This window comes from Nocardia sp. NPDC127526 (genome assembly GCF_042672265.1).
Classification (GTDB): domain Bacteria; phylum Actinomycetota; class Actinomycetes; order Mycobacteriales; family Mycobacteriaceae; genus Nocardia.
Genome location: NZ_JBHXVO010000008.1, coordinates 240,282 through 264,094, shown reverse-complemented (window position 1 = coordinate 264,094; position 23,813 = coordinate 240,282). Strand labels below are relative to the sequence as shown.

The following is a 23,813-nucleotide window of genomic DNA, read 5'->3' as shown; positions in this document are numbered from 1 at the left end:
GGCAATGGGCCCGGAGACCGTCGTCGAACGGTTCGCCACCCTGCTCGACGAGAAGGACTACGAGGGCGCGGCACGGCTCACGTCCTATCCCAATGGCGCGTCCACCACGCTGAAGCAGGTCTTCAGCGGCCTGGAGCCGGGTAAACCCGACTACGAACTCACCCAGTACATCGGCCTCGACGGCAGTACCGGCATGTTCTCCATGACCGGCGCCTGGAACTTCGGCGAGCACAAGGACTGGAAGTACGATCTGCAGGGCCAGGTCCGCAAACTCAGTGTCGGCTGGCGCATCTCGTGGGATCCGGCGCTCATCATGCCGCAGCTGGACAGCAAGCGGACCGTCAAGCTGGTCCGCACCTACGCCGTGCCCGCGCCACGGGTGAACGACATTGTCGGCGCGCCGCTCATGACCGAGCAGACCATCAATGTCGTCAAGATCGATCCGTCCAAGACCGGCGATCAGGTCGGCACCGCCAATGCGCTGGCCGCCGCCATCGAACCGGTCGCGCCGCTCATCACCGGCGACAGCCTCATGCAGCAGCTGGCCGCCTCACAGGGCAAGCCGATCGTCGCGGTGAACCTGCGCGACGGCGACTTCGCCATCCTGGAACCGCGCATGGCCGTGATTCCCGGTGTGGTGCTGGAGAAGCAGCCCAAGCTCATTTCCGCGGACCGCCGCGTGTGGTCGCCGCTGCTGGACTCGCTGCGCAAGGTCTGGCAGGACTCGCGCGATCAGACCGCGGGCTGGGGCGTGCAGCTGTTCGAACCCGACGGCGCCTTCGTCACCCAGCTGGCCGGCGCGCAGGGCCCGCCCGGCCCCGATATCCCGGCCACCATGGATCAGCGCCTGCAGCGCGCGACCGAGGACGCCGTGGTGAGCGCGGGCACGCCCGCCTCGATCGTGGCCATCCAGCCCTCCTCGGGCGCGGTGGTCGCGGCGGCCCAGAACAGTTACGCCAGCGCGCACGGTTCGGTGGCATTCACCGGCCTGTACCCGGTCGGCGGGCTGATCGAGATCTTCAAGAACGTGGCCGCGGTCGCCAAGAACAAAGCCCCGCAGGACGTCTCGGTGAGCGATGCCGCCGAGGCCGCCACCATGCTCGGCGTCGGCCTGGACTTCCAGGTCCCCGGCCTCGACGAGACCACCGGCCGGCTCCCCACCGGCAAGGGCGCCGAAACCGTCAGCCGCGGCGGCGCCGCCGACTCCCTGCTGGCCAGCCCCTGGGGCATGGCCATCGCGGCCGCCGCCATCGCCAACGGCCAGCTGCCCCGCCCCATGATCGCCATCGGCAGCCCCGCCACCACCGAAGCCGACATCCAGCCCCTCGCCGCCAACGTCACCGACCGCGTCCGCGCCATGCTCGCCGAGGGCACCGCCGCCCCCGAGAACGCCGCCCTCGGCCGCTACGCCGGCGTCCAAGCCATCAGCGCCACCGCGGGTTCCGGCGGCTGGCTCATAGCCACCATGGGCGACCTGGCCTTCGCTATCCACATCGACGACGTGGACAGCGGGGACGCGCCCGCCCGCATGGCGGCACGGTTGCTACAAGCACTGGCTTCGCCCGACGACTGAAAACAGGAACCGGGCCCCGTCCTAACGGACGGGGCCCGGTTGCATGTTGGGGGGAGAGGTGGACAGCCCCCGGCCACTCGAGGGCGCAGTCGGGAAGTTCGGCGCGGTGGACCGCCCTCTGTCCGCCCTCGGGGGTTCGGGGGCGAAGCCCCTGAGAGTTCCGAGAGTTGGGTTCAGCGGAGCGCTTTCATGGCGGCGCGCCAGCCCAGCAGGAAGAGGGCGAGGGCGGTGGCGGCTACGAGGACGAAGCTGAGGGCGGTGCCCTGGCCGCTGACGACGCGGAGCAGCATGCCGCCGATGAGGGTGCTGAGCCAGACGATGACGCCGGTGGGCCAGACCGCGCCGCCGTCGAAACGCTTTGCGGCGGTCATGCCTTCGCGTCCCGCGGCCACCGCGACGGCGATGACCCAGCCGAGTAATAGGCCGGTGAGGAACGGCCACACGGTGCGCACCAGTCCGGCGAGGACGGCCTCGTCGTGACTGCTGCGGCCGATCGCGCAGAACACGACGACGAGCACTGCATCGACCGCGAAAGGCACCAGTTTCTTCACGGGCCACAGGTTAACGGGCGGCGCGCGGCGGACTTTGCAGGGACACACGCTACGGTCGCGGCCACGCCCCGCTCAGGCGCCCGGATTCTCCTGGGCGGGCGGTGGGTTGGGCCGCCGCCGGTCGGCGACCAGCGGCCCGCCCGCGCGGTGATGCTCGAACTCCCGCTCGTATTCGGCATCCCCGGCCTGCGGCTTGCGGAACAGGAACAGGAAGACGATCCAGCCCACGATCGCCACCAGAATGAAGCTGATCAGCCGATACAGGAAGGCCGCGGCCACCGCCTGGGAGGCGGGCAGGCTCGCGGCCACGGTGAGCGAGTAGATGAGGGTGGCGTCCACGTACACGATGCCGCCCGGCGCGAACGGAATGGTGCCCACGGCCTTTCCGGCCGCGAAGGCCAGCATGAGCCCGGCGAGTCTGGGATCCGCGCCCACCGCGTAACAGGCCGCGCCCAGGCACGCCACATCGGCGAGCCGGTGCACGATGGCCCAGAACGTCACCAGCGCCCCGTCGCGCTTGCCGAGATCCACCAGCTCCAGCTGGTCCAGGATCTCGCCCACCTTGTCCATGCCCTCGTCGGCGGGCTTGCGCCGAATCCGGTTGACCAGGTGCAGGATTCGCCGCAGCGACGATTCCAGGGTGCCGGGATGCGCGGAGACGTAGTTGAACCCCCACACCAGCAGCGCCACCGCGCCGAGTGAGAGGATCACCTTGCCCGGCCCGATCCGATTGCCGACCAGCAGCGCGCCGAAGACGCCCAGCAGGGTCAGCCCCGCGGCCGCCACCACGCCCGAGATGACCAGCTGCCAGGACGCCACGATCGGGCTGGCCCCCCAGCGCCGGGTCTGGCGATAGGTGAAGGCGGTGGAGAACACCTGTCCGGCGGGCAGGGTCAGCGCCATCCCGGTGGAGCCGTACACCACCGACACCGATTTCCGCTGGCTCACCTCGACACCGCCGGCGTGCAGCAGTTGTTTCTGGATGCGCCCGTATCCGGCCATGGAAATCGCCTGCATCCAGATACAGGCAACGACCCAGCCCCAATGGATTTCGGTGAGGTTCTTCCAGGAATCGGTCAGGCGCGGATATAGATAAACGCCTTCGGAAATCAGCAGCGCGAGCAGCCCGGCCCCGACAATCCATTTGGCCCACCAGAACCTGCCACGGCGGGAGTTCTCCGCGGGCGGCGCTGGTTCGCCGGCCAAGTCACCATGGGCCGTCACGTCGTCAGCCTAACGAACTGGCCGCGGCCACGTCTGCATCCACCTGGTCGCTGGTTTCCCCGGGCCAGGCCAGCCGGGTTTTCCGCCGACGGCCGCGCAGCTGCACCTCCTCCCCGGTCTGCCACAGCCGCTGTTCGTTCTCGTCGGCGAAATAGAGTGCGCTGCGTGAGGTGAGCACCCGTTCCGGGCGTTCCTTGGCGAGTTCGGTGAGCCGGGCCGCCTCATTGACCGGATCGCCGATCACCGTGTACTCGAATCGATTTGCCGCACCGATATTTCCAGCGACCGCCAGACCAGCGGAAACACCGATTCCGATATCCAGCCCGGGCACCTCGCGCAGGGCTTCGCGCAGCTCGCGGGCGGCGGCCAGGGCCGCCGTGGGCGCGTCCGGGCGGTCCAGGGGCGCGCCGAAGATCGCCAGCGCGGCGTCGCCCACGAATTTGTTGATCAAACCGTGGTGGCGGTCGATCACATCGACCACGATGCGGAAGAACTCGTTGAGCAGGCTGACCACTTCGGTGGGCGGGCGTTCCGCGGCCGTCGCGGTGGATCCGACCATATCCACGAACAGCACCGCCACGAATCGGGTTTCACCACCGAGTTCGGTGCCGTACTCCAATGCGCGCCGCGCCACATCCTCGCCGACATGCTGACCGAACAATTCCTGAAGTTCACGGCGTTTGGCCGCTTCATCCATCATTCGGTTGAAGCCAACTTGCAGCAGACCGATTTCCGAACCGTCGAAAACTTCCACCTGCACATCCCGCGCGCCCTCTTGTACGCGATCGATCGCCTGGCTGAGCTGCCGGATCGGATCGGAAATACTCGAGGCGGTGAGCATGGAAAGCGCCAGCGCCTGCATGATCACCACTCCGCACAACAGCAGAATGGAGACCGCCAGCGACTGCGCGGAAAACTGAACACGAGAAGAAATCTGCGTGACGCACAGCAGCACAATGGCGATCACCGGCGCGAAGGTGCCCATGCCCCAGGTCATGGCCATCCGGGTGCCGACACCCGGGGTCAGCGTGTGATCGAAGGCGCCCACCGTCAGCGCCTCGGCCGCCACCGGCCGCAGAATCCGCTCGCCCAGCATGTAGGTGAAGCCGAAAACAATGGTGGCGGCCATGCATTCGGTCACGATCACCGCGGCCGCCAGCTCCGGGGCCCGCACAATGATCAGCGAGGCCATGATCGCGCCGCCGATCAGCCACAGCACCAGATGCAGGATGGACTGCCGCAACGGCGCGTGCAGCGCGGCCATCTGCTCCTGCCGGCTCGGCGGCCCGCCCCGCATCTGCCAGCGCATGACCGGCCGCAGCATGAGCGCCGACGCGGTCAGGCTCAGCACCCCGCCGATCACGAAGATCAGCCCCGGAATCAGCAGCCCCGTCTCCCGGGTCGCACTGGTCTCGCCCTCCGGCACCGGCAGCCCGTACTGAATGAACGCCCACACCAGGACAGCACCGAACGCATTGGCCGCGAGCATCGAAACGAGGTACAGCGGCCAGCGGGTTCGCATGGTCTGTTTGACCGCTTCCAAGGGCGCTGACACGCCCACTAATCTAGCGGCGGTCCGGCCTGCGCGAATCTTCAGCGCCCGTGAACTCGGCGGACGCCGGGCGCGGGTCGGGGCGGCAGGGGGTTGTGCACAGTAGGCTCGCTGACGTGAGCGAGGCGCAGGCAGGGTCCCTAGATTCCGGCCAGGATTCCGGCAAGCCGAAATCGGTCCGCCGCCGGGATGCCGAGGCCGTCCATCCGATCGTGCGGGAAGCCGCCGAATGGTCCTGGCGGCTGCTGCTCATCTTCACCGCCGTCATCACCGTCGCCTGGATCGCGCAGCGGCTGTCCACCGTCACCATTCCGCTGGCCATCGCGCTGCTGGCGGCGGCGCTCATGTCACCGCTGGTGGACATGATGCAGCGGTTCGGGGTGCCGCGGTCGCTGGGCGTGTTCGTGGTGCTGGTGGGGTCGCTCGGGCTGCTCGCGGGAATCATGACCTTCGTGGTGGAGCAGTTCGTCACCGGTGTGCCGCAGCTGTCGGACGAGTTCAAGAACAGCGTCAAGCAGATCCAGGACTGGCTCATCAACGGGCCGCTGCACATGAGCGACGATCAGATCCGCAATGCGGGCAACACCATCGTCAACACCATCGAATCGAATCAGGACACGCTGACCAGCGGGGCGCTCACCACCGCCACGGTCATCGGGCACCTGTTCACCGGGACCTTCCTGACCCTGTTCATCCTCATCTTCTTCCTCTACGGCGGGGATCAGATCTGGGAGTTCTGCACGCGCATCATTCCCAAGCGGAACCGGGAGCGGGTGCGCACCGCGGGCCGGCTCGGATTCGGCACGCTGACCGGGTTCGTGCGCGCCACCGTGCTGGTGGCCCTGGTCGACGCCATCGGCATCGGCGCGGGCCTGGCCATTCTGAGCGTGCCGCTGGCGCTGCCGCTGGCCTCGCTGGTGTTCATCGGCGCGTTCATCCCGATCATCGGCTCGTTCATGGCGGGCGCGGTGGCGGTGTTCATCGCGCTCATGACCAAGGGCCTGGTCACCGCCTTGATCGTGCTCGGCATCACCATCGCGGTCATGCAGCTGGAAGGCCATGTGCTGCAACCGCTGCTGATGGGCCGCGCGGTGCGCATCCACCCGCTGGCGGTGGTGCTCGCCATTGCAGCGGGCGTGGTGCTGGCCGGTATCGCGGGCGGTCTGCTGGCCGTGCCGTTGGTGGCGCTGCTCAATACCGCCATCCGGTCGCTGCTGGCGGATTCGCCGGAGGAGCTGTACCAGGAGCTGACCACCGCCGATCCGCATCAGCGCATGTACAGCGCCGAACCGGATAAGCCGGATCCGAACCGGTACAAGCTGCCCCCGCTCGGCCGCGACGGCAAGGCCCAGGACCGTACCGCCGCGGCCGACCGCACCACCGAGAGTCCCAGTGGCGCCGGGAGTTCCAGCGGTGACGGCAAGGACTGAACCCGATCCCCACGACGCGGCCACCGGCCCGCTGTGGCGGGCGGCGCAGGCCTTCCGGCTGGTCACCCTGTTGTACGCGGTCGGGCAGCAGATCGCCTCGGTGCCGCACTACACCGATCGGCGGCTGAGCTGGGTGCTCATCGCCGCCATGGCGGTCTGGTCGGGCGTCTCGGCGGTCCTGTTGTCGCAGACGCACTTCCGGAATCTGAAGCGGGCCCGGACCGCGGTCGTCATCGGCGACCACCTGGTCATTGTCGCGCTCATCTTCGCCACCCGGCTGGTGGCCGACTACGACTGGTATCACAACCACCAGACCCTGCCCACCACGCTGTGGACCGCCAATGCGGTCATGTCCTCGGCCATTCTGTGGGGGCCGATCGGCGGCGTCGGCTCCGGACTGCTCATCTCGGGGGCCATCATCACCGCCAGATCCCAATGGGAATTGGATGTCTGGCGCGATGCGACGCTGCCGGTCCTGGTCTCGGTGGGTCTGGCCATCGGCCTGGCCGCCAATACCGCGCGCCGGGCCCAGCAGCAGCTGCAGCGCGCCGTGCGGCTCACCGCCGCCGCGCAGGAACGCGAGCGGCTGTCCCGGGAAGTGCACGACGGCGTGCTCCAGGTGCTCAGCTACATCAAGCGGCGCGGCGCCGAAATCGGCGGTCCCACCGCGGATCTGGCGCAGCGCGCGGGGGAGCAGGAGGTGGCGCTGCGGGTGCTGCTCTCCGAACAGGGCGAGCGCGCCGATCCCGGGTCCGCCGAGGAGGACCTGCGCCCGCTGCTGACCGCCCAGGCCACGCCGTCGGTCTTCGTGTCCACCCCCGGCGATCCGGTGCTGATCGGCCGCTGGGAGGCCCGCGAGATCGCCGCCGCCGTGGCCGCGGCCCTCGCCAATGTCGTCCAGCATGCCGGGGCGGGCGCGAAAGCCTATGTGCTGCTGGAGGATACCGGCGGTGAACTGATCGTCAGCGTGCGCGACGACGGGCCCGGCATTCCGGCCGGACGCCTGGCCGAGGCCGAAGGGCAAGGGCGCATGGGTGTTTCCCGGTCGATCATCGGCCGGATCGCGGCCATCGGCGGGACGGCGCATCTGCTCTTCGAAGCCGCCGCCGGCGAGGACGATGGAGCCGAGTGGGAATTCCGGATACCCAGGGCAGGATGAATCGGGAGGCGGAGATGTCAGCAGACGAGGCGGACGAGCGGATCACGGTCATGGTGGTCGACGATCACCCGATCTGGCGCGACGGGGTCGCCCGCGACCTCGCCGAGGCCGGATTCGAGGTGGTCGCCACCGCCGACGGCGTCGGCGCGGCCGGCCGGCGCGCGGCGGCGGTCACCCCCGAGGTCGTCCTCATGGACATGCAGCTGCCCGACGGCAATGGCGCGGACGCCACCGCCGAAGTGCTGCGCGTCTCCCCGCGCACCCGGGTGCTGGTGCTGTCGGCCTCCGCCGAGCGCGACGACGTGCTCGACGCCATCAAGGCCGGGGCGATCGGCTACCTGGTGAAGAGCGCCTCCGCCGCCGAACTCGAGGACGCCGTGCGCGCCACCGCCGCCGGGCAGGCCGTGTTCACGCCCGGCCTGGCCGGGCTCGTGCTCGGCGAATACCGGCGCATCGCCAACACCCCGCCCGATCGCGACGAACCGCACCGCCCCGCCCTCACCGACCGGGAGACCGAGGTGCTGCGCATGGTCGCGAAGGGCTTGTCCGCCAAGCAGATCGCCACCCGGCTCAGCCTCAGCCATCGCACCGTGGAGAACCATGTGCAGTCCACGCTGCGCAAGCTGCAACTCGGGAATCGGGTGGAGCTCACCCGCTACGCCATCGAACAGGGCCTCGAGTAGGGCCGGATTCAGGGATTGCCCTGATGCGCGCGGGCCCGCAGGCTCGCTAGCCTCGAATCCATGGGTGGTCCTGAATCTGTTTCCGGCGTCGAGACCCCCGTGGTCGGCGACCGGGATCTGCGGGTGTCGGATGTCGAACGCGAACATGTCGGGCGACTGCTGCAACGGGCGGTCGGGCTCGGCATGCTGTCGCTGGGGGAATTCACCGAACGCATGGACACGGCTCTCGCCGCCAAGACGCGCGGCGAGTTGAATGCCGTGCTCGTCGATCTGCCCGGCATCCGGCTGGCCGGGCAGCCCGCGCCCGCGGCCCCGCCGTACCCGGCGCGGCCGCCGTTCGGGCCGGCGCAGGCGCGCTACGCCCACGCGCAGGCTCGGATGGCGCACGCGCAGCAGCGGTTCGCGCACATCCAGCAGCGCTTCGCGCAGGTGCAGGGCGGGCCGCAGCAGGCCGGCGGCAATGTGATCCGCGCCCGGCTGTCCGGCCTGACCCGCAAGGGCACCTGGCAGGTGCCGCCGGTGCTGGTGCTCAACGACTTCATGGGCAGCGTGACCCTCGACTTCACCCAGGCGCAGATGACCACCCAGGTGGTGGAGATCCAGGTCGACGACATCATGACCTCCATCGAGCTGATCGTGCCGTCGGAGGCCACCGTCGATCTGAACAATCTCGACGTCATCGGCGGCGGCATCAACAACAAGGTGCGCACCGGGCCGCCCATGGGCCCGCTGCACCTGGTCGTGCACGGCCGGCTCCGCCTCGGATCGGTGACCGCCAAGTATCCGTTCGCAGCACAGTGGAAGCGCTTCTTCAACGGCGCCTGACTCCGCTCAGCGAAACAGACCGGGCGGCAACAATTTACGGCGGGTATCGTCACGCACATGGTGGAAGGCGGCGTGACAGATTCGGTTCCGGAGCCCTGTATCCGCATCGGCCGCGGCGAACCACTGCTCCTGCTGCACGGACTGGTCCTCACCTGGCAGTCCTGGACTCCGGTCATCGACGGCCTCGCCGGTTCCGCCGGCCGCGACGGCTTCGACATCCTCGCCCCCACCCTGCCCGGCCACTGGGGCGGCCCCGCCCCCGCCCGCCCCGCCACCTTCTCCTCCTTGGCCGACGCCGTGGAAACACTGCTCGACGAAGCCGACTGGACCACCGCCCACATGGCCGGCAACTCGGTAGGCGGCTGGCTGGCCCTCGAACTGGCCGCTCGCGGCCGCGCCCGCTCGGTCACCGCCGTCGCCCCCGCGGGCCTGTGGGCCGGCCCCTCCGCCGCCGCCTCCCTGCTCCGCCGCTACCGCGCCCTGGGCCCCCTCATCGGCCTCGACACCGACCGCCCCCCGGTCATGCCGTCCATGATCCGCAGCCTCCTGGTCCCCCTCCTGGCCCACCGCCCCGCAGCCGTCCCCAACCGCCTCGCCACCGCCATGGCCGCCGCCCCCGCCAACTGCACCATCCTCGCCGACCTGGCCGAAGATCCGGCTCTCCCATGTGGTTTCACCGCCCTGGACACCCTCGACACCCCCGTCACCATCCTGCTCCCCGAACACGACCGCGTCCTCCCCCCACACGTCTACGCCCCCCTCACCGACACTCCGCTCTTGACGGTCCGCCCCCTCCCCGGCGTAGGCCACGTCCCCATGCTCGAGGACCCGGACTCCATCGCCAAGGAAATCCGCGCCACCGCCGCCCGCGCGACAACCGCCGTTCAATCGGCCTGACCAGGCGCGACCACCCGGCGAGTGGGCTGGCCGGTGATCTTCGCGATCATGTCGCAGTCCCCGTCGTAATGAAGCACGGTATGGCGGTGCCGCTCGGCAGTGGCGGCCACGATCAGGTCCGGGAGTGAGACGGCCCGATGATTCCCGGCCGCGACCAAACGAACGACTGTCGTGTGATTCCGTAGGAATCGTCGGCTCGCCGGGTGCTTCTACTCATGCGCGGCAACCTCCCCGGTCGGAAGCATTGCCGGCATGAATACCGCCATCGATCCGCGACTGCTCGCCCGGTTGTCGACCGAATTCGCCTCGCTCAGCACTCACCTGGGTCTGCTCGGCCGCGACCTCGAGGAACTCCACCGCCAGGTCCTCGCCGACCACAGCCGCCAAACCACCACCGAGCCATACCGGCAACCCCACACCCCGCCCGCTGCCGAACCACAGACAGCGGGCGGCGCCATGCCGAGCTCGCCCCCGCCACCGACGGGGTCCGTGCCCGGTGGGGTGCACGGAGGCTGGATGGGTGGCGGGCAGCCGATGTATCAGCCGTATCCGGCTGCGCAGCCGCCGCGCCGACTACCCGCACGGGAGCCGCGGACGCCGTGGTGGCAGCGGGAGGGGGTGATCAGCCGGGTGCTGGCGGTCGCGGGTGTGGGCGTCACGCTGATCGGTGTGGTGATGTTGCTGGTACTGGCGGCGCAGGCCGGGCTTTTCGGGCCGGTGCCGAGAGTTGTTGCGGGGGCGGCGTTCTCGGCGGCACTGGTGGCCGTGGGGATGCGGGTGCACGGGCGGGCCGGGGGACAGGTGGGGGCTATCGCGCTGGCGGCTACGGGTATCGCTGGGGGATATCTGGATGTCGTTGCGGTGACGGCGGTTTACGGGTGGCTGCATCCGGTGGTGGGGTACGCCGTCGCACTCGGGATTGCGGCCGGTGGTGTGGCCCTTGCGCTGCGGTGGCGCTCGCAGGCGCTGGCGGTGCTCGTCGTGCTGGGCGCGGCGCTGCTATCGCCGGCGGTGACCACTGAGCTGGCGCTGCTCGCTTTCCTGATCGTGCTTCAGATCGCTGCACTGCCTGTGCAATTGGTGCGGGATTGGCCGTATCTGCACGTTGTTCGCACCATTCCGGCGGTGCTGGTGACCTTGATCGCTGTCGCGATGGCGAGTCTCGGTGATGAACCGCGTGGGCATCGGTACGAGGTGCTGGCCGCTGCGATCGCCGTGGCGGTGGTGGGGTTGGCGGGTACGGTTCTCGTCGTTCGTCGCCGCGCGGGGGATATCACGGCGAGTCTGACGTTCGCGGCGGCTACCGTGCCGCTGCTGGCCGCGCCCACCATGTTCGAGCGGCGGACCGCCGTCATCGTTTCGGCCGCGTTCGCGGCGGCGCTGCTCCTGGTCGCCGTGCTGCCGTGGCTGCCGAAAGTCGCTGACCGCGTGCGTATTCCGGGTCACTGTGCGGCAGTTGCCGCGGTGGCCGGGGCTTGCGCTGTGCTGGAGGCGTGCCTGGGCGCCACCCGGGTGCAGACTCTGCCGATCGCCCTGTACCTGGTCGCGCTCGCCTTCCTGGCGGTTGCCGGTCAGCAGCGTTCGCGGGTGGCGGCGGGTATCGGTGCGGCCTTCGCTGTGCTCGGCACGCTGGCGTTCCTCTCCAATGCCACGCCGGAGATGCTCGCCGAGCAGCGGTATGCCGAAGACCAGCTGGGCATTTCGACAGCCTTGGCCGCCGTCGCGGCGCTCGCGGTGCTGGCCGTCGTGTTCTGGTGTGTGCGCCGGTTGGGCTTGGCGGCCAATGAATCCGAGACCACGGCGTTGGCCGTGATCAGTGGTATCGCGGGTCTGTACGCCGTCACCGCGCTGGCGGTCTCGATCGGTGTCGCCACCGGCAATCCGGAGGGCTTCCTCGCCGGGCACGGCATTGCCACCGTCGTCTGGATGGCTACCGCGACCACGGCGCTGCTGTTCGGGCTGCGCCGCCTGTCGCGCACGCCGCAACAGGCGAAAGTGGCTCTGGCCGCAGGGCTTCTGGTCACGGCGGCCGCCTTGGCCAAGCTGTTCCTGTTCGATCTGGCCACGCTGGACGGGCTGGTTCGCGCCGGAGCTTTCCTGGTGGTCGGCGTCCTCCTGCTGCTGGCCGGTACCCGCTACGCCCGCGCCTTCGCCGAGGCCGGGAACAACGGGGCGCCGTCGCACTAGAAGTTTGGCCGGGTTTCCGCCCCAGTGTCGGAGATCCCGGTCTGCTGGGACGCCCGGGTGGAACCAGGTTTCACGCGCCTGGGCATGTACAGGTCGGATACGTGAAACGCCCGGCCGGACAAAGGAGTCCGGCCGGGCGTTCGTCGTTGGTCATCGGCCGCTTCGGCGATCAGTCGCGGTTCTGGCGGCGGAGCAGTTCGTTGACGCTCACGGTGCGGCCTTCGCCGCCGCGATGCTTGCCCTCGTCGTCCGGCTTGCCCGGACGGCGCTTGGCGGAGCGGAGGTCCGACATCCACTGCTCGATGCTGCTGCGGCCGCCGCCTGCCTGGGGCTGGTCGTCCACCGAATGGTGGGTCGGGTGCGGTTGTTCCGCCGCATCCGCGGGCTGGGCCGCTTCGGGATCGTGCGGCTGGTACAGCTGGGCGCGAGTGGCCGGATGCGGCGGCAGCTTCGGCACACCGGGCGGCGGCAGCACCCGGTCCGCGCCGGCGGCCGAGTCCTGCGACTGCGATTCCGGTTGCGGGGCAGGCGAAGCCGGCTGCGAGATCGACGGCATGGCCGGTTGCAGCGGCTGTGCGGCGAAGCCGGATTGCTGGGCGAAGGAACCGTCCTGACCGCGCGAGGCGGGCTGATCGCCTGCCGGGCGGGGCATTCCGGCGGGACCGGAATTCGCCGCGGGCGCACCGGAACCGGAGAGCGTGAAGCCCACATCGGGGGTGCGGTCGGGCTGACCACCGGCGGCGGGTGCGCCACCGCCGGGCTGAGCACCGCCGGACGGTGCCCCGAAAGCCGGTCGCGGAGCCGGTATTCCGCCATCCGGCCGCGGCGAGACATCGCCACCCGGGCGGCCGGGCAGCCCGCTGCCGAACGGCGCGGCAGCACCGTTCGCCGATCCGGAACCACCGCCGCTGGCGGCCGGACCCCCACTGCCGGGCATTGCGGAACCAGCACCGCCGGACGCGGCGGAATCGGCACCGCCGGACGCGGCCGAACCAGCCTTGCCGGACGGAATGGGGCCGGCATTGCCGGATACGGCCGAACCGGCGTTGCCGGATGCGGCGGGGCCGGCACTGCCGGACGGTGCGGGACCTCCGCTGCCGGAAGCGGCGGGACCTCCGTTGCCGGGCTGCGCCGGGGTGGTGCCGCTCGATCGCGGTGTAACACCTTGGGCGGGAGCCTGTTTGGCGACGGGGGTCGTCGGGGCGGCGTCGCCCAGTTTCTGGGTCGGGGCCTCGCTGTCGACATCGACGGTGCGGGGCTTGGGCTTGAAGCGGCCGATGCGGGGGAGGGCGCCGCTGGGGGTGAGGGCGGGCATCTGCATGGTGACCGGGTCGGTGACGGGGGTGGTCTTGACCAGGTCGATGACTTCGCCGCCGCCGGGGCGCTCATCGTCGAGGATGGGTTCGCCGAGGCCGATCTTCTGCTGGATCTTCTTCATCCAGGCGGGCGCCCACCAGCAGTCGTCGCCGAGCAGCTTCATGGTGGCGGGCACCAGCAGCATGCGCAGCACGGTGGCGTCGATGAACAGCGCGGCCACCATGCCGTAGGCGATGTACTGCATCATCACCAGTTCGGAGAAGGCGAACGCACCCGTCACCACCAGCAGGATGAGCGCCGCCGCGGTAATGATGCGCCCGGTCTGCGCGGTGCCGATGCGGACCGCCTCGGTGGTGCTCGCGCCCTGGGTGCGCGCTTCCACCATGCGGGACAACAGGAATACCTCGTAGTCCACCGATAGGCCGTAGATGATCGCGATGATCAGCACCAGCACCGGCGACATGATCGGCTGCGGCGTGAAGTTGAGCAGGCTCGCGCCGTGACCGTCGATGAAGATCCAGGTCAGAATGCCCAGCGTGGAACCGAGGCCGAGCGCGCTCATGAGCGCCGCCTTGAGCGGCAGCACCAGCGAGCCGAAGGTCAGGAACATCAGGATGGTGGTGACCAGCAGCACCAGCGCGATCATCAACGGCATGAGATCGAGCAGCGAGTTGATGGAGTCCATCATCATCACGGGCTGACCGGTGACCATGACCTGCGCGCCCTCGGGGACTTCCATCGAGCGCAGGAAGTCGACGGTCTCCTCCGGATGCGCACTGTCCACGACGGTGGCCTCGGAGACCCACACGTTCGACCCGTTCGGCGGTTTGGCCGGAATGCCGAACTGCGCGTTCTTCACCAGTCCGGGCGCCTGATTGGCCTGGGAGAGGATCGGGCCGATATCGCGCGAACTGTCGGTGACGATGATCAGCTGCACCGGATCCGACTTGCGCAGCGGGAACACCTCGTCGAAGTGCTCCTGCGCCAGGCGCGTCGGATTGTCCGGCGGCAGATAGGTTTCCGAGATGCCGCCGAACTGCAGGTTCTTCACCGGAATGATGAGCAGCAGCAGCACGATGGTGAGCGGAATGGCGACCTTGAGCGGGTGCTTCATGACCCACGCGGTCATCCGCCCCCAGAAGCTGTTCTCCACCTCGTCGGCGGTCTTGGTGCGGCGAATCCACTTGAGGCCCAGCATGTCCACGCGCGGACCGAGAATGCTCAGCAGGGCCGGCAGCACGGTGAGCGCGGAGACCATGGCCAGCAGCACCGCGGCGATGGTGCCGTAGGCGACGGACTTGAGGAAGCCCTGCGGGAACAGCAGCATGCCCGCGCTGGCGGCGATGATCATGGTCGCCGAGGAGGTCACAGTGCGCCCGGCCGTCATGACCGAACGCCGCACCGCGGCCTTGGTGTCGTAGCCCTCGGCCAGCTCCTCGCGGAACCGGCTCACGATGAACAGGCCGTAGTCGATGGCCAGGCCCAGGCCGATCATGGACACCACGGCGGAGACGAACGAGTTCACCTCGGTGAACTTGGTCAGCCCCATGATGATGCCGTTGGAGGCCAGAATCGTGAGCCCGCCGATGATCAGCGGCAGCGAGGCGGCGACGATACCGCCGAAGATGAAGAACAGCAGTACCGCGACGGCCGGAAGCGCCAGCAGCTCCATGCGTTTCACGTCGCTGGCGATGGTGTCGTTGAGGGTGAAGGCGATCGGCTGCAGACCGGCCACCTCGACCTTGACGCCCGGAATCTCGAAGGCGTTCTTCACCTTGTTGTAGTTCCGCAGCATCTCGGTGTCGTTATTGCCCTCGAGGGACAGGGCGGCGAAGGCGTACTTCTTGTCCTTGCTGCCCGCGACATTCGGAATCCACTCACCGGTATCGGTCTGCCAATAGGCGCCGTTGACCTTGGTGATGAGCGGGTATTCCTTGGGAAGGCTGTTGAGTTTGTCGACGACCTTCTTACTGAAGTCCTCGCTGTCGATGGTCTCGCCCTCGGGCGCGGTGAACAGCAGCAGGATGTCGGCGCTGTGATCGCGCCCGTACACCTGGTCTTTCAGCTCGGCCGCTTTCACCGACTGCGAGTGCGGGTCGAACCAGCCGCTGGAGCTGAGATGGTCTCCGAGCCCCAACCCGAACACGCCGAGTGCGAGGAAGCCGGCGACGGCTACGCCCAGAACGGTGAAGCGCAGCTTGTAGACCAGGTCGCCCCAGCGGGTGAACACTAAGCGACTCCTTGTGCGGGACGGGAGGTGAGCAGCGCCGACAGCGGCCGGAACGGCTGCAGCCAGGCTCCCTCGTCGGGCAGCGAGTCGAGGCTGACCCGGGGCAGCGGTTCACGAAACACGCCCGGGATGTCCTCGAGATCGATGAACTCGAGAATATCCGACGTGACCGCCCAACTCGCGTGCTCGCGGAATCCGAGCACCTGAACCGGCACGCCGGTGGCGGCGATCTCCTCCAGCGGCGCGCGGAAGGCCTGGCCGTCGGCGGAGGCGACCATGATGCCGGCCAAACCCGCACCGCGGCGGCGCAGTTCGATATGGGCCAGCATGTCGGAGTCGACATCGGAATCTTCGTCGATCTTGGGTTTGGCGAAGACGGCATAGCCGACATTGCGCAGCGCCTCCACCCACGGTCGCACCACATCGGCGGTGCCGGGGGCGATATTGGTGAAGACGGTGGCCTCGGGTTCGACCCGGGTCGGGCTGCCCACGGATAGTTCCGCGGTGCGGGCCAGCAGCCACCGGCCGAGCGCGTCGAAGCGGGGGCGATAGGCGGCCGTGGGCCGGCCGCCGAGAATCGCGCCCAGCCCCATATCGAGGTTCGGCGCGTCCCAGACGAGCAGCACGCGGCGCACATCCGCGGGGCCGCCGGTGATTCCCGGGCCGCCCGTTAGTTCCCCCGAGGCAGTGCCGTGCATTATTTCGGCAACATCCGCGACCTCCGGGGCCATCTCACTGACGCTCATGATTCGATCTTCCCCCAGATGAACTCGCTGATGGCGCTACCCGCGCGGAGTCCTTTGCTTTCGAACTTGGTAATCGGGCGTTCAAAACCGATTGGTGCCTTTTCACGATACGCCTCCGGATCCCCTCCGGTGGTCTCATTCATGCCGATGAGCTGGGATTCTCCCGCTCCGACCTCGGCAATCCACTCGGCGTAATCGGCGTGGTCGGTGGCGACATGCAACACGCCGCCGGTCTTCAGGCGACTCGCGATGAGTGTCAGGGTGGCCGGCTGGAGCAGCCGTCGCTTGTGATGGCGCGCCTTGGGCCACGGGTCCGGGAAGAACACCCGAACGCCCGTCAGCGACTGTGGAGCAATCATGTGTTCCAGAACATCGACCGCATCTCCGCGCAACAACCGGATGTTGTCGATGTTTTCGCGCTCGACCCGCTGCACCAGCTGCGCCAGGCCCGGCTTGTAGACCTCCACGCCGATCAGGTTGAACTGCGGTTCGGCCTGCGCCATGGCGGCGGTGGCGGTGCCGGTGCCGCAGCCGATCTCGATGATCAGCGGCGCGGAACGGCCGAACCAGGCGTCGGCGTCGAGAGATTCGTCGGAGACGTCCCGGCCGATGCGCGGCCACATCCGTTCCCAGGACTGCTGCTGCGACGGCGTCAGCGCGCCGCGGCGGGAGCGGAAACTGGTGACCCGGGGGTAGAGGCGGTTGCCGGTGCGGTGATCGGCGTCACCGGCTCGGTCGGCGGACCGCGGCCCGGGGACTGACTCGGCAGTGTGGTTCGCGGCGTCGTTCACGGGGCCCATTGTCCAGTATTGGATGATTAGCGCAGCAATCGACCACGAGTTCGGGCATGTGCCCTCACTCAGGCTGCCAGGCCCGACGCCTCGGTGGTCGGCGGCGCCGGCTCCGGCGCCAGGGCCAGGCCGAACGTGACACGCATTGCGGTAGTGGCCATTTCCAGCATGCCGCGCCAGCGCGAGGGCGCCAGGGCTACCGACCAGACGGTTCTTGTCGTGGGGGGTTGCAGCGGCTCGCCCGCGAGCCGATCGGCCAGCCAATCCAGGCTCAAGGGGGTCGACAGCGGCAGCAGCGAGAAATGCTCACTGAGACGGTCCCGCACGTACCAGACCGCCGCGCCGCCCTCCCGATAGCGCCGCACCTGGCCGTCGATGCCCGTCACATGAATGATCTGATCGTTCATCGGCTGCACCACCAGCACCGGGCAGGCCGGCGTCGAATTGCCCAGGCGCATGTCGTCGAACATCGGCTCCAGGTCCGGGAGCACCTCGGCCAGCGGTCGCAGCAGGTAGTCGTCCATGCGGCGGCCGATCAGCAGCGGCAGCGCCGCGATCGGGCCCAGGCTCTGCGCGCGCTCCAGAATGCGGCGGCCCTCGGGCGTGAAATCCCTGGCCACCACCTCCGCCAGCGCGGGATACACCCGATGCAGGGCCGCGATCACAATGGCCGGGAATCCGGCGTACATGCTGCCGTTCAACCGCAGGAACACATTCCGGGGATCGCCGACCGGCGCGCCCAGCACCGCGCCGACGATATTCAGCTCCGGCGCGTATTCCGGGGCCATCTCGATCGCCCACGAACTGGCCATGCCGCCGCCCGAATACCCCCACACCGCGACCTTGGTCTCCGACCGCAGGCCCAGCGGCGCGAACCGCAGTGCGGCGCGCACCCCGTCGAGCGTGCGATACCCGGGTTCACGGGCCGCACCGAAATTGCCGTCCGGGCCTTCGTGATCGGCAATGGTCACCGCCCAGCCGCGGCGCAGCGCACCCGCGACCAGCATCCACTCCAATTGCGTGATGGACCCCGGCGCCAGCGCGCCGCGCTGCAAGGCATAGGAGGGCGCGCACCGATCGGTCACGGCGTCCTGCGCCGACTGGAATGCCAGCAGCGGCCGATCCGCGTCCGGCGCAGCGCCCTTGGGCAGCAGCACCGTGGTGACCGCGACCTCCGGCCGGCCGTGCAGGTCACTGCTGCGATAGAGCAGCTGCCACGCCGTCACCTGCTGGGGCACGACGCCCAGCAGTGCCAGCTCCACCGGCCGGCTGCGCAGGATCGTGCCCGGCGCTTGCAGATTGAAGCCCCGCGGCGCGCGGAAGAACGGATCCCGGCTGGGCGGCAGCGGCCGGCCGGCCGTGGGTCTGCCAGGGGTGTCGGTCCCCCCGATGGTCTCGGCACTGAGCGTCATCGCAACCTCCTCCTCGTGTCCCGGCTGCCGGACGCGAGAGGAATATCGCCGAAGCCGTGATCGGCGTAACAGCCGACGAAAAGGCAACATTAGGTGAAGCACGAGTGTCTGTGAAGGGCAGTCGCACCGAATTGTGCTGCCGCACAGGTAGACCCGCTTCACACACCGAGTCGGGTCCCGGTGAGCGGACAACCCGCACCCGTCCGGCCGAACCGCCCACGCGCGCAACCCCGCTGAACTAGGCTGCCCGCGTGCCGCCCGGGCGACTCCTGCGTATCCAGGTGACCGGCCGCGCCCGCGCCGGAAAGACCACGGTACGAAATGCCTTGTCGCTGCTGTCCGCCGAGGAAACCGCGCCGATCGACGAACCCGGACAACCCGATCCGATACTCGACGCCGACCTGGTCCTCTATATCCTCGCCGGATCCCTCCGCCCGGCCGACCGCCGCGCCCTCGCCACCGTGCCCTCCGAGCGGGCGCTCGTCCTCCTGAACAAGGCCGACACCATAGGCACCCGCTGGTCCGATGCCGCGACCGCCGCCGAATCCCACAGCGCCGCCCTCGGCCTGCCCGTCTACCCGATAGTCGCCGCCCTGGCCACCCGCACCCGCGCCGGCACCCTCACCGACGCCGACATGCGAACCCTGCGCCGGCACCGGCACCGCACCGACCCGGCCTGCACCCTCGCCCCGGACCTCTTCACCACCCCCGCGGCCGGCACGGACGTCGCCAACCGCCAACTGCTCCTGGCGCGCTGGGCCCTCCACGGCGTCGCCTGCGCCCTGGCGGCCCTCCACCACGACCCCGCCCTGTCGCCCTGCTCCCTCCTGCAAATCCTCCACTCCGCCAGCGGAATAGACCCCGTCCACCACGAACTCCACCGCCGCCACGAGCTGACATCGGCACCCTGCCGATCCTGAATCACCCCGGCACGAAGCACTTCCTACGCAGCTGGTCCGTGCCACCGCTGGGCTGCGAACCGGCACTTGCCCCCCAACTAAAGGCCCGATCCACCTGGCGGCCCCCGAGCCGTTTGACGGGTACTCGAACCGCTAGCGGTGCTGAGCGCGTCATCGCATGAGGGAGCGGTCCGGGCAGCCGGGCATCGCGATTTCCGGCTGAGGGAAGCAGCTTTCGGCAGGCCGCTCGGAGTTGCTCGGGCTCGCCTGAGCAAGCCGTCGCCGCGCCGGGAACGAACTACCAGTGTTGGACCACGACCCTGCGACCGCCCACCACTCGAACCCGCCCGAGCGCACGGAGCTTCCCGGGCCGGCTGTGGTGCCCGGTGCACTGCCCCACGATCGGTCGTTCGGGCCGCGTGAGGCGCCGCACCGGCCGGAGCGGGAGCGACGTTCGGCGGGGTTGTCGTTGCCCGATCAGGCTCGGAATTCGGCAGGTTCGGCACCCGCCGGGCCAACGGGCGAGTCGAGGGCGCGATCGCTCGAGGCGGAATCGCCTTCGGCGGAGCCGATATCGGCGTTGTTCGCGTCGCTGTCTCTGCCGCCGGTGGAGTCGGTAGCGCCGAGCGCCGAGTTGCCGCCCGGTGGGGCGCGGTCGCCCGATGGCTCGAGCTGCGATACGGCCGCGCCGCAGCTCGATGGGCGCCCTGCTCCAGCGGAAGACGTTCTGCTGGAGAAGGATCCGGGCTCCGAAGCGGTGCGGCTCGCCGCGGGGGTCGAGGCCGTAGTGGCGCGGTGGAATCCGCACGGGCTGGCGTTGTGGCGGGCGATGCGGAGTGCTGCCCGGGCGGACGGCGGATCGGTTGCGCTGATCGGCGAGGGCGATGTGAACGTCATGCTGCTGCGGTCGGAGTTGGCGCGGTGCACGCCGCGGATCGACTTGTTCGAGGCGGGGGGTGATTCGACGCGGTCCGCATCTGCTGGCGATGACGAGGTTCCGCCGCCGGCGGTAGCGCTCGTCGTGCTCGACGGCGGGTCGCCCATCGGTGCGGAGATGCTGGGTACCGTGCGCGGGCTGTGGGCCGATGGGACGCGGATCGTGTTCGCGTTGAACGGGATTCATGCCCACGAGGAGTGGGCGGCAGTGCGGGCGCAGGATATCGCCCGGCTGGCGGCGGAGATACCCGAGGCGGCGGGAACCGGGGCGGGTGAATCAGGGGTCGAGATCATCGCGGTGTCGGCGCGGATGGCGGCGGTAGGGCGGGCGAGTGGGGATGGGGCGCTGGTGGATCGGTCCGGGGTGGGGGTGCTGCACGCGCGGCTGGTGGCGGCGGCCGGGGCCGGTGCGGCCGGGGATCAGGTGGCCATGGTGCGGGAGCGGGTGCTCGCGGAGACGCGGGAGCGGATCGCGCAGCAGCTGGAGAAATTGCGGGGCGGCGGGGATGTGGCGGCATTGCGGGAGGAGCGGGCGAGGTTGCTGGCGGTGGGGGACGGCGGGCGCGGGTCGGCGCTGGCCATGGTGCGGAATCGAACGCATTTGGCGCGGGTGGATTTGGTACACGAAGTGGGCGTGCGAATTCGGGCGGTGAATGCGGGACTGCGCGGGGAGGTCGAACGGTTGCCGCGGGGCGCGCATAAGAGTTTCCCGTTGCGTGTTTCGGAAACAGTGGAAAAACTCACATATGAGATAGACCGCCTCGTTCGCCTTCGAGTCCATGAATTGACGCGGCAAATCGAGCAGGCGCTGGGGGTTTCCGGGTGGGAGATCGATACCGGCGAGAGTCCGCGCGCGCCCGGCGCCGGACCGGATCCGCAGCCGCGCTGGCGGGGTGTGGAGGACCATCTGGTGCTCGCGTTCGGCGCGTCCGCGGGCTTCGGTTTCGGGCGGTTCGTGGTGGCGCCGCTGGCGTGGTGGGAGGCCCTCGACTACGCGATCGTGCCGGTCAGTCTGGTTCTCGGTGTCGCGGTCGCCGGCTGGGTGGTGCGCGCCCGCCGGCACCTCGCCGAACGCGCTCACCTGCAGCAATGGGTCTCCGAAGCGCTGGTGAACGTGAAGGCGCAGCTGGAACAGCGGGTGACCGCCGCACTGATGGCGGCGGAGGAGCGGCTCACCGAGCAGGTGGTCGGGGCGGCCACCGCGCGCATGGTCGAAACAGACCTCCGGGTCGGGGAATTGGAGGCGCAATTGCGGCAGGCGGCGCACCGGAGACCGGGTCTCACCACGGCGTGCGAACGTGACCTCGCCGTACTCGGATTCGCATAGCCGCAGGTCCGAGGTTTCGACCCGGTACCGACTGGACAACCCGATTCCATCCGCCGGGATATATGGCGTTAACCTCTATGGCAGGAACCTGGGCGTCCGCTTGGTCCTTGTACACGCCGTCCAGCCAGGACGTGCATCTGGCAAGTCAGGTGGGTGCCTTGCCGCATTTGGTGGCACGCGGTGTCGCGAGCGCCGTGAGCCACCCATCTCAGGAGAGTTGTTTCATGACCTCAGCGACCATTCCTGGTCTTCACGATGGCACCGCGCCCACCGAGCACAAGGAACTGCTTGCCTGGGTACAGGAGGTCGCAGAACTCACCCAGCCCGACCGCGTGGTCTGGGCGGATGGGTCCGAGGAAGAAGCGGTCCGACTATCCGAGCAGCTGGTCGCCGCCGGCACCTTCAAGAAGCTGAACGAGGCCAAGAAGCCGAACTCCTACCTGGCGCTCTCCGATCCCTCCGACGTCGCCCGCGTCGAATCTCGCACCTACATCTGTTCGCGCGATGAGGCCGACGCCGGCCCCACCAACAACTGGGTCGATCCGGCCGAGATGCGCGCCACCATGACCGAGCTGTACCGCGGCTGCATGAAGGGCCGCACCCTGTACGTGGTGCCCTTCTGCATGGGCCCGCTCGGCGCCGCCGACCCCAAGCTCGGCGTGGAGATCACCGACTCCGAATACGTGGTCGTCTCCATGCGCGTCATGACCCGCATGGGCCAGGCCGCCCTCGAGAAGCTGGGCACCGACAAGCCGTTCGTGAAGGCCCTGCACTCCGTGGGCGCCCCGCTGGCCGAGGGCCAGGCCGACGTGCCGTGGCCGTGCAACGACACCAAGTACATCACCCACTTCCCCGAGGACCGCGAGATCTGGTCCTACGGTTCGGGTTACGGCGGCAACGCGCTGCTGGGCAAGAAGTGCTACTCGCTGCGCATCGCCTCGGCCATGGCGCACGACGAGGGCTGGCTGGCCGAGCACATGCTCATCCTCAAGCTCATCTCGCCGGAGAACAAGGCGTACTACATCGCCGCCGCCTTCCCGTCGGCCTGCGGTAAGACCAACCTCGCCATGATCCAGCCGACCATTCCGGGCTGGCGCGCCGAAACCCTCGGCGACGACATCGCGTGGATGCGCTTCGGCGAGGACGGCCGCCTGTACGCGGTCAATCCGGAATTCGGCTTCTTCGGCGTCGCCCCGGGCACCAACCACAGCTCGAACCCGAACGCCATGGCCACCATGGAGGCCGGCAACACCGTCTACACCAATGTCGCCCTCACCGACGACAACGATGTGTGGTGGGAGGGCCTGGAGGGCACCCCGGACCACCTCATCGACTGGAAGGGCAACGACTGGTACGAGCGCGAGTCGGAAACCCTGGCCGCGCACCCGAACTCGCGCTACTGCACGCCGATGTCGCAGTGCCCGACCCTGGCCCCGGAATGGGACGACCCGCAGGGCGTGCCGATCTCGGCCATCCTCTTCGGCGGCCGCCGCAAGACCACCATCCCGCTGGTGACCGAGTCCTTCGACTGGCAGCACGGCGTGTTCATGGGCGCCACCGTCGGCTCCGAGCAGACCGCCGCCGCCGAGGGCAAGGTAGGCACCGTGCGCCGCGATCCGATGGCCATGCTGCCGTTCATGGGCTACCACGTGGGTGACTACCTGAACCACTGGATCACCCTCGGCAAGAACGCCGACGCCCAGGCGCTGCCGAAGATCTTCTACGTCAACTGGTTCCGCCGCGGCGCGGACGGCCGCTTCCTGTGGCCGGGATTCGGCGAGAATTCCCGCGTGCTGGAGTGGATCGTCAACCGCATCGAGGGCACCGCGAATGCCGAGGCCACCCCGATCGGCAATGTCCCGCACGCCGCCGACCTCGATCTCGAGGGCCTGGACGTGAACGTCGCCGACGTCGACGAGGCGCTCGCGGTCAACGTCGAGGAATGGCAGCGGGAAATCCCCTCCATCGAGGAGTGGTTCGAGTTCATCGGCGACAAGCTGCCTTCGGGGCTGCGCGACGAGTTCGAGGCGCTGAAGCAGCGTTTGGCCTGACGGACGGCCGTGGGGGCTCCGCC

17 protein-coding genes are annotated in these 23,813 nt (G+C 69.1%); 10 read left to right on the top strand and 7 right to left on the bottom strand.

What is annotated here, in order from left to right; all coding sequences use genetic code 11:
* The first annotated feature begins 4 nt into the window (after positions 1–4).
* Entirely contained in the window at positions 5–1,573 is a 1,569-nt protein-coding gene (locus tag ACFVIV_RS17350; RefSeq protein ID WP_379197301.1) for an NTF2-like N-terminal transpeptidase domain-containing protein, read from the top strand.
* A gap of 173 nt (positions 1,574–1,746) precedes the next feature.
* On the opposite strand, the gene ACFVIV_RS17345 is transcribed toward ACFVIV_RS17350, so the two are convergent.
* The 3 genes from ACFVIV_RS17345 to ACFVIV_RS17335 all read right to left on the bottom strand — a co-directional run bounded on the left by ACFVIV_RS17345 (position 1,747) and on the right by ACFVIV_RS17335 (position 4,870).
* Positions 1,747–2,124, bottom strand: a complete 378-nt coding sequence (locus ACFVIV_RS17345) for a DUF3054 domain-containing protein (protein WP_379197299.1) — start codon at positions 2,122–2,124, stop codon at positions 1,747–1,749.
* A 72-nt stretch (positions 2,125–2,196) separates the two neighbouring features.
* Positions 2,197–3,348 carry a YbhN family protein gene (locus tag ACFVIV_RS17340; RefSeq protein WP_379197297.1) on the bottom strand — a complete coding sequence of 384 codons (1,152 nt, stop codon included), beginning with the start codon at positions 3,346–3,348 and terminating at the stop codon, positions 2,197–2,199.
* 4 nt (positions 3,349–3,352) lie between these two features.
* Positions 3,353–4,870, bottom strand: coding sequence for an adenylate/guanylate cyclase domain-containing protein (locus ACFVIV_RS17335; RefSeq protein WP_379197451.1), 1,518 nt, complete (start codon positions 4,868–4,870; stop codon positions 3,353–3,355).
* A gap of 239 nt (positions 4,871–5,109) precedes the next feature.
* On the opposite strand from ACFVIV_RS17335, the gene ACFVIV_RS17330 reads away from it, so the two are divergent.
* The 6 genes from ACFVIV_RS17330 to ACFVIV_RS17305 all read left to right on the top strand — a co-directional run bounded on the left by ACFVIV_RS17330 (position 5,110) and on the right by ACFVIV_RS17305 (position 12,081).
* The gene (locus tag ACFVIV_RS17330; RefSeq protein WP_379197449.1) at positions 5,110–6,330 is read left to right on the top strand and encodes an AI-2E family transporter; all 1,221 of its coding nucleotides are present in this window, start codon (positions 5,110–5,112) and stop codon (positions 6,328–6,330) included.
* Positions 6,314–7,489, top strand: a complete 1,176-nt coding sequence (gene macS, locus ACFVIV_RS17325) for a MacS family sensor histidine kinase (protein WP_379197295.1) — start codon at positions 6,314–6,316, stop codon at positions 7,487–7,489. Before ACFVIV_RS17330 ends, macS begins: the two co-directional genes overlap by 17 nt.
* Before the next feature lie 14 nt (positions 7,490–7,503).
* Positions 7,504–8,172: a response regulator gene (locus ACFVIV_RS17320; protein WP_379197293.1), complete on the top strand. Its 669-nt coding sequence runs from the start codon at positions 7,504–7,506 to the stop codon at positions 8,170–8,172.
* A 60-nt stretch (positions 8,173–8,232) separates the two neighbouring features.
* Positions 8,233–8,997, top strand: a complete 765-nt coding sequence (locus tag ACFVIV_RS17315) for a DUF1707 domain-containing protein (protein ID WP_379197291.1) — start codon at positions 8,233–8,235, stop codon at positions 8,995–8,997.
* 72 nt (positions 8,998–9,069) lie between these two features.
* Positions 9,070–9,894 (top strand): alpha/beta fold hydrolase, encoded by an 825-nt coding sequence (locus tag ACFVIV_RS17310; RefSeq protein WP_379197289.1) that lies wholly within the window; start codon positions 9,070–9,072, stop codon positions 9,892–9,894.
* Positions 9,895–10,146: 252 nt separating this feature from the next.
* A complete protein-coding gene (locus tag ACFVIV_RS17305; RefSeq protein WP_379197287.1) occupies positions 10,147–12,081 on the top strand; it encodes a DUF2339 domain-containing protein in 1,935 nt (644 codons plus the stop codon).
* Positions 12,082–12,250: 169 nt separating this feature from the next.
* Here ACFVIV_RS17305 and ACFVIV_RS17300 read toward each other — a convergent pair whose 3' ends face one another.
* Genes ACFVIV_RS17300 through ACFVIV_RS17285 form a run of 4 tightly spaced genes read right to left on the bottom strand, consistent with a single transcriptional unit; the run spans position 12,251 to position 18,577 of the window.
* Positions 12,251–15,628 (bottom strand): MMPL family transporter, encoded by a 3,378-nt coding sequence (locus ACFVIV_RS17300; RefSeq protein ID WP_379197285.1) that lies wholly within the window; start codon positions 15,626–15,628, stop codon positions 12,251–12,253.
* The gene (locus tag ACFVIV_RS17295; RefSeq protein WP_379197283.1) at positions 15,628–16,374 is read right to left on the bottom strand and encodes an NYN domain-containing protein; all 747 of its coding nucleotides are present in this window, start codon (positions 16,372–16,374) and stop codon (positions 15,628–15,630) included. Before ACFVIV_RS17295 ends, ACFVIV_RS17300 begins: the two co-directional genes overlap by 1 nt.
* Positions 16,371–17,174: a tRNA (guanosine(46)-N7)-methyltransferase TrmB gene (gene trmB / locus ACFVIV_RS17290; RefSeq protein ID WP_379197281.1), complete on the bottom strand. Its 804-nt coding sequence runs from the start codon at positions 17,172–17,174 to the stop codon at positions 16,371–16,373. The genes ACFVIV_RS17295 and trmB overlap by 4 nt, the downstream gene beginning before the upstream one ends.
* Before the next feature lie 59 nt (positions 17,175–17,233).
* Positions 17,234–18,577, bottom strand: a complete 1,344-nt coding sequence (locus ACFVIV_RS17285; protein ID WP_379197279.1) for a lipase family protein — start codon at positions 18,575–18,577, stop codon at positions 17,234–17,236.
* Between the two features lie 251 nt (positions 18,578–18,828).
* Between ACFVIV_RS17285 and ACFVIV_RS17280 the strand changes: the two genes are divergently transcribed.
* From ACFVIV_RS17280 to ACFVIV_RS17270, 3 genes are all read left to right on the top strand, one after another.
* Entirely contained in the window at positions 18,829–19,497 is a 669-nt protein-coding gene (locus tag ACFVIV_RS17280; RefSeq protein WP_379197277.1) for a hypothetical protein, read from the top strand.
* Between the two features lie 586 nt (positions 19,498–20,083).
* Positions 20,084–21,739, top strand: coding sequence for a hypothetical protein (locus tag ACFVIV_RS17275; protein ID WP_379197275.1), 1,656 nt, complete (start codon positions 20,084–20,086; stop codon positions 21,737–21,739).
* A gap of 224 nt (positions 21,740–21,963) precedes the next feature.
* Entirely contained in the window at positions 21,964–23,790 is a 1,827-nt protein-coding gene (locus tag ACFVIV_RS17270; RefSeq protein ID WP_379197273.1) for a phosphoenolpyruvate carboxykinase (GTP), read from the top strand.
* Positions 23,791–23,813: the final 23 nt, after the last annotated feature.

Bases quoted from the DNA above. Each gene is read 5' to 3' on its own strand.
- ACFVIV_RS17350 (WP_379197301.1), top strand. From the start codon at position 5: ATGGGCCCGGAGACCGTCGTCGAACGGTTCGCCACCCTGCTCGACGAG.
- ACFVIV_RS17335 (WP_379197451.1), bottom strand. From the start codon at position 4,870: ATGCGAACCCGCTGGCCGCTGTACCTCGTTTCGATGCTCGCGGCCAAT.
- ACFVIV_RS17320 (WP_379197293.1), top strand. From the start codon at position 7,504: ATGTCAGCAGACGAGGCGGACGAGCGGATCACGGTCATGGTGGTCGAC.
- ACFVIV_RS17315 (WP_379197291.1), top strand. From the start codon at position 8,233: ATGGGTGGTCCTGAATCTGTTTCCGGCGTCGAGACCCCCGTGGTCGGC.
- ACFVIV_RS17305 (WP_379197287.1), top strand. From the start codon at position 10,147: ATGAATACCGCCATCGATCCGCGACTGCTCGCCCGGTTGTCGACCGAA.
- ACFVIV_RS17295 (WP_379197283.1), bottom strand. From the start codon at position 16,374: ATGAGCGTCAGTGAGATGGCCCCGGAGGTCGCGGATGTTGCCGAAATA.
- trmB (WP_379197281.1), bottom strand. From the start codon at position 17,174: ATGGGCCCCGTGAACGACGCCGCGAACCACACTGCCGAGTCAGTCCCC.
- ACFVIV_RS17285 (WP_379197279.1), bottom strand. From the start codon at position 18,577: ATGACGCTCAGTGCCGAGACCATCGGGGGGACCGACACCCCTGGCAGA.
- ACFVIV_RS17270 (WP_379197273.1), top strand. From the start codon at position 21,964: ATGACCTCAGCGACCATTCCTGGTCTTCACGATGGCACCGCGCCCACC.